This is a genomic window from Massilia sp., assembly GCF_031995545.1.
Classification (GTDB): Bacteria; Pseudomonadota; Gammaproteobacteria; order Burkholderiales; family Burkholderiaceae_D; genus Telluria.
In genome coordinates this window covers 34,948-47,014 of sequence record NZ_DAMAGA010000040.1, presented here as the reverse complement: position 1 = coordinate 47,014, position 12,067 = coordinate 34,948, and the positions used below count along the sequence as shown (strand labels likewise).

Sequence of the window (12,067 nt, the reverse complement as noted above, 5' to 3'; positions counted from 1 at the left end):
TCCCCGGCGCCAGGCGGCGCCTCATGCTGACCGTGGCCACAGTTTCCCCAGGCCGCAGCAGTATCCTGTTCGTTTGCCGGCGCGAGATCGCCGATCCGCTGCTGACCGAGGTGGCCGCCGAGCTGGGCCAGACCGTCGAGCGCGCTTTTTCGCTGGACGACGCCCTGGCAAAGATCGAAGAACGCGACTTCGCCCTGATCCTGGTGGGCTATTCGGGCGACACCGAGGGCATGCTGGCGGCGCTGCGCGGCCTGCGCGGCCACCGGCGCACCAGCCATACCCCGCTGGTGGCGATCGGCCTGCCGCTGCCGGCGCCGTTTGCCGAAGAACTGCTGTACGAAGCCGGCGCGATCGCGGTACTGCACGAACCGCTGTCGCCGACCATCCTGCGCGCCAAGGCGCGCTTCTACATCGATGCCTTCGACAGCCAGGTCGAGCGCCGCCGCGCCGAGCTGGCGCTGGTGCAGACCCAGGCGCGCCTGGAAAGCATCATCGAGGCTGCCGAGCTGGGCATCTGGACCTGGGAGATCGGTGCCGACCGGGTCGATGCCGACATGCGCATGGCCGACCTGTTCGGGGTGCCGTTCGACGCCCGCGGACGCGCCCCGCTGTCCGCCTACCTGGCGGCGATCCACCCCGACGACGTCGGCCAGACCCAGGCCCAGATCGCGCACGCGGTCGAGACCAACGGCAGCTATGCCTCGACCTACCGCGTGCGCCGGCCCGGGGCCAGCTGGCGCTGGGTGATCGCGCGCGGGCACGTCGAACATGACCGCGACGGCGCCGCGCGCGAACTGCGCGGCGTGGTGATCGACGCCACCCGGCAGCTCGAGGCCGAGCAGGAACTGGCCGCCACCGAGGAACGCTACCGCACCGTGTTCGACTCAATCGACGAAGGCCTGTGCGTGATCGACATGCTGTACGACGAGGCGGGTAAACCATGCGACTACCTGTTCGTGGAAGCCAACCCGGCCTTCATCAAGCATACCGGACTGGTGGACGCGGTCGGCAAGACCATCCGCCAGATGGCGCCGCAGCACGAACAGCACTGGTTCGATATCTACGGCCGCGTGGCCGAGACCGGCGTGCCGGTGCGCTTCGAGAACGAAGCGAGCGCACTGGGACGCTGGTACGACGTGTACGCCACGCGCCTGGGCGCGCCCGAGCAGCGCCGGGTGGCGGTGCTGTTCAACGACATCAGCGCGCGCCGCAACTCCGAGGAAGCGCTGCGCAAGATGGCGCACGACCTGTCGGAAGCGAACCGCCTGAAAACCGAATTCCTGGCCACGCTGGCGCACGAGCTGCGCAACCCGCTGGCGCCGATCCGCAGCGGCCTGCAGTTCATCCGGCGCGCGCCGGGCGATGCGCAGGGCGCGGCCGGCGTGGCGCGCGTGCACGAGATCATGGAACGCCAGCTTGGCCATTTGGTGAACCTGGTGGACGACCTGCTGGACGTGGCGCGCATCACGCGCGGCCAGATCGCGCTGCGGCGCGAACGGGTCGACCTGGCGGCGATCCTGTCGGCGGCGGTCGAAACCAGCTTGCCGCTGATCGAAGCGGCGCGCCACCAGCTCGACGTGCGCCTGCCGTCCGAGCCGTTGATGCTGGACGCCGACCCCACGCGCCTGACCCAGGTCGTCAGCAATCTGCTCAACAACGCCGCGCGCTACACCCCGAAGGGCGGACGCATCGTGCTCGCGGCCGAGCGCGATGGCGACCAGGCGGTGGTGGCGGTGTCGGACAACGGCATCGGCATCGCACCGGAAGCACTGGAAGCGGTATTCAGGATGTTCACCCAGGTCGGCCAGACCCAGCAGCCCGGATCGGGCGGGCTCGGCATCGGCCTGTCGCTGGTGCGCAGCCTGGTCGAACTGCACGGCGGCACGGTGCAGGCGGCCAGCGCCGGCACCAATGCCGGCAGCGTGTTCACCGTGCGCCTGCCCTTGCTGCCGCCTCAGCCGGCCGCAATCGAACCGGCCCCGGCCGCGGATCTCGACGAGGCCGACCGCGCCTCCCTGCGCGTGCTGGTGGTGGACGACAACCGCGACGCCGCCGAGACCCTGGCCGCGCTGCTCAACCTGCTGGGGCACAGCGCCCCGGTCGCCAACGACGGCCACCAGGCGCTGCGCATGCTGGCCAGTTTGATGCCGCAGGTGATGTTCCTGGATCTGGGAATGCCGGGGATGTCGGGCTACGAGGTGGCGGCGGCGATCCGCCAGGACCGGCGCTACGATGGCGTGCGACTGGTGGCGCTGACCGGCTGGGGCGGCGCGGCCGACCGCGAACGCACAGCGGCGGCGGGGTTCGACCGGCATCTGACCAAGCCGGCGACGCTTGAAGCGATCGAGGAAGTGCTGGGGGCGTTGTAGGCCATCGGTGCAGTGCTCACCTGCTTCCTGTCTGCTTCATGTCTGCTTCATGCGTTAACGTAAAAACGCCGTTCCCGCATTGGCACGGGAACGGCGTTTCATCATGCGTTTGGTGGGCCTGCGCCCTCCGCATCAACCGGCGACAGCGACTTTCTCGACCTGCACCGGTGCTTCATCCTGCTGGCCGGTGGCGAAGAAACGCTCGACCTTGTTGCTCTGCACGGCGCTTTCGATCAGTTCGTGCATGCGCGACGCGGTACGGTCCCACGAGGTGCCGGCCACGACTTCGCGCATGCGCTGGGCCATGGTTGCGCGGGCGTCGTCGCTCAGGGCCAGCTGGCGTTCGCAGGCGGCGATGTAGTCGTCGTAGCTTTCCGCGATCTCGACCACGTCGCCGTATGGCACCTTGACGTCGGTGATCGGAGTCGACACCGATGGCTTCTCGGCCGCCATGTATTCCAGCACCTTGGTCGGGCTGATGAACTTGGTCGATTCGTTCATCGCGAACGGCAGCAGGCAGACGTCCCAGCCGGCCAGGAACTGCGGCAGCTGGTCATAGGTGCGCTGGCCCATGTAATGCACGTTCGGCTGCTTCGGCAGCGTGGCCGGGTCGATCTTGACGACCGGGCCGACCAGCACGATCTGCCATTCCGGATGCTTGTCGGCCATGGCCTTGACCAGCTCGGTGTCGAAGCGCTCGTCGATGACGCCGTAGAAGCCCAGGCGCGGATGCAGGATATTGGCTTGTTCCGGGTGCGAGATCGACGCGTCCTGCGCCTGGCGGAAGTGCTTGGCGTCGACGCTGCTCGAGAAGCAGTGGGCGTTGGCGTGGCGGTCGCGCTTCGATTCGTACAGGCTCGGGCCGCCGGTGAAGACGACGTCGGCGATGTTCAGCAGTGCGCTTTCGCGCTGCAGCAGCTGCTTCGGTGCGTTCTTGAATGCGGCCAGTTCATCCATGCAGTCGTAGATGACTTTCGACGGCTTGAACAGCTGCAGCAGCGGCAGTGCCATCGGGGTGTAGAACCAGACGATCGGCGACTCGTCCGCCGGCACCAGGTCGGCCAGCAGGGTCTGCAGGACCGGCAGCTGGTCGTCATGGAAGCCGAACTGGTGGATCGGGGTGTGCGGGCGGCAGACCGTGATGTTCGCGGCAACTTGGTTTTTTTCCAGACGTGCCTCACCCTCGGTATGCATCGGCTCTTCGACGAAGAGGATGTTGTAGTGTTCGGCCAGACGGGTCATCAGGTGCTGGGGGCGCTGGAACACGAAATCCCAGCGGAGGTGGCAAAACACGATGAGGGTCGGCATGTTGGTTTCCTTTCGCCTGCTGGCGGTGTAGTTGTTGGCAATGTCAGAGTGGCCAGTTCTTCTCTCTCTGGACGCCGCGGCGAGCGATCGCGATCGGGCGACGCACTGCGCGGCGTGGGCCGCTTGTAGCGGGAACCTGGCCGACCTCAGAATCGTAACATGCAATTTTCCCAATATTTCCATTTATGCGGAGCAACATTGCATAAAAGGAAACTCATCAGCGGATGCGTATGGATGAGTTTCATAGGGAGAGTCCGGCTTTTATACCCCGTGCTGTAGGGGGCTTCCTACACTTTGACGCGGAAAGCAACTACGAGAATTTGGCATTTTTTTGATTTTTCGCCAGCCTCGGCCAGCCGGAAATGCCGGTTTCCGGCGTTCCCGGACGCGCCCTCGAGGCACGAACCGGGAACCGCGGCCGCTGCGGACTTAAGCCGGATGGTAGGGTTCGGCGCCCTCGGCGTGGCCGTCTTCGCTGAAGCCCGTCGCTACCGACACCCCTTCCAGGCCAAGCGACAGCAACGCATCGCACAGTTCGTCGACCTCATGCGCCAGGTCGGCCGCCAGGTCGACCGGTTTCTCGACGCTGCCCCACGGCCGGCCGCCGTCGAGCGCGTAAAGGTTGGCGCGCAGCAGCACGTGCTCGCCCATGTCGAGCGGCGCCACGGTGGCGTGGACGGCATCCGGCGCCAGGTCCTTGGCCGCCAGCAGGCGCTTGGCTTCGGCCAGCAGGCCGAGCGTGGCCAGTTCGGCCACCGCCTGTTCCTTGGCGCCGTAGAACAGGTCCTGGTACAGGAAGTTCAGCTCCAGCCGCGCCGGATCGCGCGCCAGGCAGCGCGCTACCGAGGCAGCCGCTTCTTCGGTCCAGGCGCGGTAGCGCGCCATGCGCTCGGCGAAATAGGCGTCGCTGCCGGTTTCGTCGGCGGGAACGCGGTAGAACGGATCGTCGGCGCGCTTGAGCGAGAAGCCGAGCAGGAAGCGCAGCTCGAGCGCGGTTTCGTCCGGCGCCACCGGCTCGCCGGTCCAGCCACGCATGCTCGCTTCGATGGTCGGCGCCGGCTGCAGCTTCTTGTCGAGCAGCGAGCTGGCCGCTTCGCGCAGCATCTCGTGCAGCGCGCCGTAGCCGATGTGGTCGATCTCGGCCAGGTCGAAGGCGTGCTGCAGCAGCACCACTTTCGCCTGTTTGCTGTCGAGGCCGGCTTCCTGGAAACTGGCCGCGAGCAGGCCAAAGGCCTGTTCGTCCTGGAAGGTTTCCTGCGCCACCAAGCCGCCCTGGCTGCGCACGAACAGCGGCACCAGGAAGGCGTCGATCTCGTATTCCGGGCCGTCGCCGGCCCCGTTGGCGTCGCGCCGGAAGCGCCAGGTGGCGGCCTCTTCCTCGATGCGCGCGCGCAGCAGGCGGCAGGCCAGCGGGTCGGTGTAGCGCGCCAGCTCGATGGCTTCGTACAGCACCGCATCGGCGCCCTTCTTGCCGCCCTTGCGCACTGCACGCCGCACCGCGACCGTCAGCGCGGCGTCCGGATCCTCGTCCTCGATCGGGCCGAGACCGGCCGCCGCCGCATCCTCGCGTTCGGCGATTTCCAGGGCCAGGTCGGCCAGCTGGCGGGCCTGGGCATCGGTGTCCGGTTCGCGGGTATTGTTCGAGGTGCGGGGAGCGGGACGCTTGTTCTTGGACATGTCGTACTTGAAGAAATTGATTGAGTTGGCATGGTATCACCGGGAACCGTCCTTGCGGCCACCTGAATGGCCGCGCACGCTCGGGCTCGCGCGGTGTTAAGCTTCGGGCCAACCACGGCGTGCCGCCCGGACGTGCACGCCGGCCGCTTCATTTTTCACCCGCGCCCATGCTCGACCGACTTTTCAAACTCCGCGATAACCACACCGACGTGCGCACCGAACTGGTGGCCGGCCTCACCACCTTCCTCACGATGGTGTACATCATTTTCGTCAACCCCTCGATCCTGGGCGACGCCGGCATGCCGAAGGACTCGGTGTTCGTCGCCACCTGCCTGGTCGCCGCGCTCGGCACCGCGCTGATGGGCCTGTACGCCAACTATCCGATCGCGATGGCGCCCGGCATGGGCCTGAACGCGTATTTCGCCTATGCGGTGGTGGGCGGCATGGGGATCGGCTGGCAAGCCGCGCTGGGCGCGGTGTTCATCTCGGGCTGCCTGTTCGTGGTGGTGACCCTGGTCGGCCTGCGCGGCATGATCGTGGACGGCATTCCGCGCTCGATGCGGGTCGGGATCACGGTCGGCCTGGGCATGTTCCTGGCGCTGATCGCGCTGAAGAACGCCGGCATCGTGGTGGCCAACGAAAACACGCTGGTCAAGGCCGGCGACCTGCACCAGCCGGCGGCAATGATGGCAGCGGCCGGTTTCGTGGTGATCGTCGCGCTCGACCGCTTGCGCGTGCGTGGCGCGATCCTGATCGGCATCGTGCTGGTCACCGTGCTCAGCTTTTTCTTCGGCGGCAATACCTACCGTGGCGTGTTCTCGGTGCCGCCGTCGATCGAACCGACCCTGTTCCACCTCGATATCAAGGGCGCGCGGGCGGCCGGCATCCTGAACGTGGTGCTGGTGTTCTTCCTGGTCGAATTGTTCGACGCCACCGGCACCCTGATGGGCGTGGCGCGCCGCGCCGGGCTGCTGGTCGAGGGCAAGATGCACCGCATGAACCGCGCCCTGCTGGCCGACAGCGGCGCGATCCTGGCCGGCAGCGTGCTCGGCACCTCGAGCACCACCGCCTATCTGGAGAGCGCTTCGGGCGTACAGGCGGGCGGCCGCACCGGCCTCACCGCGCTGACGGTGGCGGCGCTGTTCCTGGCCTGCCTGTTCATCGCGCCGCTGGCCTCCGCCGTGCCGACCTACGCCACCGCGCCGGCGCTGCTGTTCGTGGCCTGCCTGATGCTGGCCGACCTGAGCGAAGTCGAATGGGGCGACACCACCGAGAGCATCCCGGCCGCCGTCACCGCGCTCGGCATGCCGTTCACGTATTCGATCGCGGAAGGCATTGCCTTCGGTTTCATCACCTATGCCGCGCTCAAGCTGCTGACCGGTCGGGCGCGCACGGTCAAGCCGGTGGTGTGGGTGATCGCGGCGCTGTTCCTGTTCAAGATCGTCTACGTCGGCACCTAGGGCCAAGGCAAAGATACTTGACAGCAAGATGCCCGCGCACGAAACATGCTCGAATGCATGGCATCTCGCTGTCTTTGGGATACAATGTCCGCCAATCCGCGACGCCCAGGCGGCCGCGTACTTTCCACCAACGACGGGCCGGACCGCTTTTGCACGATGTTTCACGCGAGAGTCGGCCGCACAGATGCTGATGAAATCCTTACCGATCCCTGCGCTTGCCCTGGCTGTGGCCATGGCCGGCCTGCACGGCGCGGCATGCGCCTCCCCCGATCTTCCTCAAGTGATCGACGTCCACGCGCCGCTCACGGTGGTCAAGCCGGCCATTCCCGATGGCGGCTGGTTCACCTCGGCCGAGCTGGGTGCGATCAGCACCTCGGGCAACACCACCGGCACCTCGGTCACTGGCAAGATCGATGCCCGCCACGAAACGCCGCGCTGGAGCCATGAATTCCTGGTCAGCGGCTACTTCAAGGAAGACGAGTACGAGAACGACAACGGCGAGCGCGAGCACGTGCGCTCGGCCGAGCGCTGGGCCACCTCGGCCAAGGCTTCGCTCAAGCTGCTGCGCGACGGCCGCCGCGCCTTCGTCCTCGGCAGCCACGTCAACGACAAGTTCGGCGCCTACACCCGCTACTCGACGCTGGCCGTCGGTTACGGTTCGCGCTGGCTGACGCGTCCGGACAAGACGCTGGACGTGGAAATCGGTCCTGGCTACTTCGCCGGCGAACGCGAGACCGGCGAGGAAGAAGACGGCCTGACCGTGCGCGGCGCGGCCCAGTTCCGCTGGCAGGTCAGCCCGTCGGCGTTCTTCTCGCAAACCGTCAGCGTCGAAAAAGGCACCTCGAACACCCACTCGGTGGCCGAGACGTCGCTCAGCACCAAGATCAACGGCACCATGCAGATGAAGGCCGGCTTCTCGATCCGCAACGACACCAGTGTCCCGGACGACAAGAAGAACACCGATACCCAGACTTCGCTGACGATGGTGTATTCGTTCTAAGGCATATTCGCCAGCTGGTCTTCGAACCGCCGCGCCGTTTCCCGGCCTGGCGTAGGCAACATTTAGCCGCGGGATCATTCGGTTCCGCGGTATCTTCCTCTTCCTGATCCTTATCAAGAGCGTCGCTGTCGGCGCCCTCGCCGCCACCGTCGGATAAAACTATCGGGGTGCGGCCGGCGTCAATACAGGTGACGATTCGACCTGCTTCATTCGAACGACATCGTTTGCCTGCCGGGCCGCGTGCCTGCTCGCCTCCATGCCTGTTTGCCGATGGGCGAATCGCCGTGTGCATTCGCCGGTCCGCGCGCGTCCGGACAACCGGTGCGCGTCATTGTCGCAACAGCGTAAAAGGTGAAGAAAATGGTCTCGACAAGTTGTAGCAGTCGCTATCTCACGCGCTATCTCACGTATTCGCTCGGCAGGATCGCCCTGCTGTTCGGCCTTTTGCTGAGCCTGCTGGTTGCGGGCGCGGGCAACCCGGCCTGGGGCCAGCCGGCGCCGGCGCTGCGCGCGGTGGTGCCGGCAAACGCCGCCCCTGAAGCGATGACGTCGATGTTCAGCCCGCTTGCTGCGGGCGAGAAACGCATCGCCATTCCCGGCGCATCCTGGCTGCAGCTGCAGTTTTCCGACGTCCAGCTCGGTCCGAAGGGCGTGCTGACCATTACCGGCGCCAATGGCCAGAGCCAGAGCTTCACCCAGACGCAGATCGATTCCTGGGGCGGCCTGAGCGCGACCTTCAACGGCGCCGAACTGCGCGTCACCCTCAAAGGGACGGCGGGCGCGGCGCAGATCTCGGCCAACGTCAAGGAAATCATCATCGGCTTGCCAGCCTCGGCCGCTTCGGCAACCACCAACGCCGCCGCCGCCGAGACCGCCCTGCCGCGCGGGCTGCGTCAGCTGCTGGGTCCGGATATCCGGCGCTTCATCCCCGACGACCTGCGCGAGCTGCGCATCCAGGGGTTGCTGCAGCAGCTGGAAGGCGGCCAGGAATCGATCTGCGGGACCACCGACGACCGCGTCGCCTCCAGCAATGTGCGGGTCGGACGCATCATGCCGATCGGCTGCACAGGCTGGCTGATCACCGGCGGACGCCTGGTGACCGCCGGCCACTGCATCAGTTCGGCCACCCAGACGGTGCAGTTCCGGGTGCCGGCCTCGCGCGCGGACGGCACACCGGTGGCGCCGGCGGTGCGTGACCAGTACCGCGTGGTCGCGGCCACGATCAACAGCCAGAACGGCGGCGTCGGCAACGACTGGGCAGTATTCGAGGTGTTGCCGAACACCGAGACCGGCCTGATGCCGGCGGCGGCGCAAGGAGCCACCTTCCAGCTGTCGAATTCGGACAATCCGCAGCAGGTGCGGATCACCGGCCACGGCGTCGACGGACCGGCACCGAACTTCGGCGCCGGCGGGCCGCGCAACGCCCAGAACCAGACCCAGCAGACCCACGTGCGCTCGCTCACGCAAAACACGGGCGGCCCCAGCAACGGCGTGCTACGCTACGACGTCGACACCCAGGGCGGCAATTCGGGCAGCCCGGTGATCGTGGAAGGCACGAATACCGCGATCGGCATCCATACCAACGGCGGCTGCAGCGCGGCCGGCGGCACCAATGCCGGCACCAGCTTTCGCAATGTCACTACCTGGAACGCGGTAAGCGCGGGCGGCTCGGGCAAGGTGTGGCGGTCGACCGGCCAGGCCTGCAGCGGCAACTCCTGCCCGGGCTGGCAACTGTACGACAACAACGTCGCGACCGTGAGGATCGCCGCCGGCGGTACGCAGCTGTACCAGCTGCACAGCAACGGCCGCATCTGGCGCTCGACCGGCACCCCGTGCAGCGGCAGTTCTTGTCCCGGCTGGCAAATGCTGGACAACAATCCGAATACCATCGCCATCGAAACCGATGGCGCCCAGCTGTACCAGCTGCACAATAACCGCCGCATCTGGCGCTACACCGGCGTGCCCTGCAGCGGCGCCTCGTGCCCGGGCTGGCAACTGCTGGACAATAATCCGGCGACCGTCGCCATCGTCGCCGACGGCGGCCAGCTGTACCAGCTGCATAATAACGGCCGCATCTGGCGCCACACGGGTGTGCCCTGCAGCGGCGTATCCTGCCCCGGCTGGCAGCTGCTGGACAATAACGGCGCGACGGTCGCCATCAGCGCCGGCGGCGGCCGGCTGTACCAGCTGCACAGCACCGGCCGCGTCTGGCTCTTCACGGGCACGCCGTGCAGCGGCAGTTCTTGCCCGGGCTGGCAGATGTTCGACAACAATCCTGCCACGGTCGCGATTGCCGCCGGCACCCGCCTGTATCAGATGCACGGCAACGGCAGGATCTGGCGCTCGACCGGCGCGCCGTGCACCGGCGCATCCTGTCCGGGTTGGCAAATGTTGGACAACAACCCCGCCACCATCGCCATTTACGCCGACGGCGGCGATCTCTATCAGCTGCACAACAGCGGCCGGGTGTGGCGTTCGACCGGCGCGACCTGCAGCGGCGCCTCGTGCCCGGGCTGGCAGATGCATGACAACAATCCGGCCACCGGGCGTCTTGCCGCGGGCGCGGCAGGCAGGTTGTATCAACTGCACACGACGCGCACGCCGATGACGCGGGCACGCATCTGCTACGAGTGCAAATGAATGGCGGCAAGCGTTACCTGAACATCGCGGGGCCGCGCCGGGTGACCGGCCGGGCCCGCGATGGCGGGGATCGAATGCACGGCTAGCCGATCAGGCCGTGCCGCTTCGCCTGTGCCACCCATCCCGGATACTCGGTCATCAACAGGTCGTACAGAGCATCGTCGGAATGCTCGTTTGGCGCCGCCACCGAAAAGAAGTCGGCGTTGTCGATCAGGCGGCCGTCGAGTTCGTCCAGCTTTTCGAGGAAAGGAAAATCGGAATCGGCGTAGCTGAGCAGCTTCTTGCTCTTCGATTTGCGGCCCTTGCCGATGCCCATGAACTGCCAGAAGATCGGCTCATGGCTGGCCCAGCGAATCTGGCGCTCGGTCAGTGGCTTGTCGGAAGTCGAGCCGTCGGTGACGAACATGACGTACACCGGCACCTGTGCCCGGTGCGGCGCCGTGCGCGTGCCGCCGCCACTGTCCGGAAAATAATGGCGCCGCACCGTCTCGATGGCGGCGCCATAGCGGGTATCGCCTTCCAGCGGATGACGTGCCACCATCTTCGCGATGTAATCGCTCCAGTTCGACAGACCCATCGGCGCGCCCTGGTGCACGTGCTTGCCGAACAGGAAGACGTCGATCTCGCCGTCGTCGTCGAAACGGCAGCCGAGCGCCAGGATGCGTTCGGCGAACGCCTGCACCGCGCCGCTGCGGTACAGCGCGCTCATCGAGCCGGAGATATCGAGCACCAGGCACACCTTGGCGCGATGGCCGGACAAGCCGGCCTTGGCCAGCGAGACGCCGGCCGACTTCACCAGGCTGACCAGCTGGGGCGCGGCCTGCTGCACCCGTTTTTCCAGATTGACGCTGGACGGGGCGCCTGAGCCGCTTGCGGCCGCAGCGGCAGAGATCGGCGCGGGTGGCGTGCTCGCGGCCGGCGCGTCGGCCACCGTGCCGCCGAAATGGCGCACCAGCGCATCCAGCCCGCCATTGAAACCCTGGCCCACGGCCATGAAGCGCCATTGACCGTCCTTGCGGTACACGTCGCCCAGCATCACGGCGCGCTCCTGCGCGAAATCGGCGCCGCCGAACGAGAACTGCGCGAACTCGCCGTCCGGTCCATGCAGGCGCAGACTGCCGGTGCCAAGCTGCGACATCGCGGCGCCGTCGGTGCTGGCCACGATCGTCAGGCGCTCGACCCAGGCCGGCAAGCGGCCGAGATCGAAACGAAAGCCGTCCCGCTCTCCACCGACCGGTCCGAGGGCGACCGCGCCGCATGGCGAAGCCGGCTGGTTGAAGAACGTCATGTAGCGCTCGTCGGCCAGCTTGCCGCCGGCGTCGAGCGCGAAACAGGCGAAATCGAGCGCCAGCCCCTGGACTGCCAAGCCGACTTGCAGCATGCCGCCCGGTACGTGTTGGGTCAGTGGCAGGCGTTCGCCACGAGAGAGTTGTCGCATGCTGCCTCCTGGTAGGTGCGAAGCAAGCCGATGGGCTTGCCTGCCCTGCGCATTCTGGCTGATGAGTTCGTTGTCTACAAGGGGGCGCGATATCGGTGGGATCGCTTTCCCTTTGTCGATGCGTATCGTATGGCTGCCGACCTTGTTTTGGTGGCTTCTTGAAGAGTCGGAATGT

7 protein-coding genes are annotated in these 12,067 nt (G+C 66.8%); 4 read left to right on the top strand and 3 right to left on the bottom strand.

Features of this window, described 5'->3' with window-relative positions; genetic code table 11:
- Positions 1 to 23 precede the first annotated feature (23 nt).
- A complete protein-coding gene (locus RTQ83_RS20675) occupies positions 24 to 2,369 on the top strand; it encodes an ATP-binding protein (protein ID WP_409456138.1) in 2,346 nt (781 codons plus the stop codon).
- A gap of 132 nt (positions 2,370 to 2,501) precedes the next feature.
- Here the strand turns inward: RTQ83_RS20675 and RTQ83_RS20670 are convergent, their stop codons facing one another.
- Complete coding sequence (locus tag RTQ83_RS20670) at positions 2,502 to 3,677, bottom strand: glycosyltransferase (RefSeq protein WP_312518775.1); 1,176 nt, start codon at positions 3,675 to 3,677, stop codon at positions 2,502 to 2,504.
- 429 nt (positions 3,678 to 4,106) lie between these two features.
- Complete coding sequence (locus RTQ83_RS20665) at positions 4,107 to 5,354, bottom strand: hypothetical protein (RefSeq protein WP_312518772.1); 1,248 nt, start codon at positions 5,352 to 5,354, stop codon at positions 4,107 to 4,109.
- Positions 5,355 to 5,521: 167 nt separating this feature from the next.
- On the opposite strand from RTQ83_RS20665, the gene RTQ83_RS20660 reads away from it, so the two are divergent.
- The 3 genes from RTQ83_RS20660 (at position 5,522) to RTQ83_RS20650 (ending at position 10,454) form a co-directional block, all read left to right on the top strand.
- Positions 5,522 to 6,814 (top strand): NCS2 family permease, encoded by a 1,293-nt coding sequence (locus tag RTQ83_RS20660; RefSeq protein ID WP_312518769.1) that lies wholly within the window; start codon positions 5,522 to 5,524, stop codon positions 6,812 to 6,814.
- 184 nt (positions 6,815 to 6,998) lie between these two features.
- A complete protein-coding gene (locus RTQ83_RS20655) occupies positions 6,999 to 7,814 on the top strand; it encodes a DUF481 domain-containing protein (protein ID WP_312518766.1) in 816 nt (271 codons plus the stop codon).
- Positions 7,815 to 8,174: 360 nt separating this feature from the next.
- Positions 8,175 to 10,454, top strand: coding sequence for a serine protease (locus RTQ83_RS20650; protein ID WP_312518763.1), 2,280 nt, complete (start codon positions 8,175 to 8,177; stop codon positions 10,452 to 10,454).
- 82 nt (positions 10,455 to 10,536) lie between these two features.
- Here the strand turns inward: RTQ83_RS20650 and RTQ83_RS20645 are convergent, their stop codons facing one another.
- Complete coding sequence (locus RTQ83_RS20645) at positions 10,537 to 11,892, bottom strand: VWA domain-containing protein (RefSeq protein ID WP_312518760.1); 1,356 nt, start codon at positions 11,890 to 11,892, stop codon at positions 10,537 to 10,539.
- Positions 11,893 to 12,067: the final 175 nt, after the last annotated feature.

Coding starts and splice junctions, on each gene's coding strand:
- RTQ83_RS20660 (WP_312518769.1), top strand. CDS start 5,522: ATGCTCGACCGACTTTTCAAACTCCGCGATAACCACACCGACGTGCGC.
- RTQ83_RS20650 (WP_312518763.1), top strand. CDS start 8,175: ATGGTCTCGACAAGTTGTAGCAGTCGCTATCTCACGCGCTATCTCACG.
- RTQ83_RS20675 (WP_409456138.1), top strand. CDS start 24: ATGCTGACCGTGGCCACAGTTTCCCCAGGCCGCAGCAGTATCCTGTTC.
- RTQ83_RS20655 (WP_312518766.1), top strand. CDS start 6,999: ATGCTGATGAAATCCTTACCGATCCCTGCGCTTGCCCTGGCTGTGGCC.
- RTQ83_RS20645 (WP_312518760.1), bottom strand. CDS start 11,892: ATGCGACAACTCTCTCGTGGCGAACGCCTGCCACTGACCCAACACGTA.
- RTQ83_RS20665 (WP_312518772.1), bottom strand. CDS start 5,354: ATGTCCAAGAACAAGCGTCCCGCTCCCCGCACCTCGAACAATACCCGC.
- RTQ83_RS20670 (WP_312518775.1), bottom strand. CDS start 3,677: ATGCCGACCCTCATCGTGTTTTGCCACCTCCGCTGGGATTTCGTGTTC.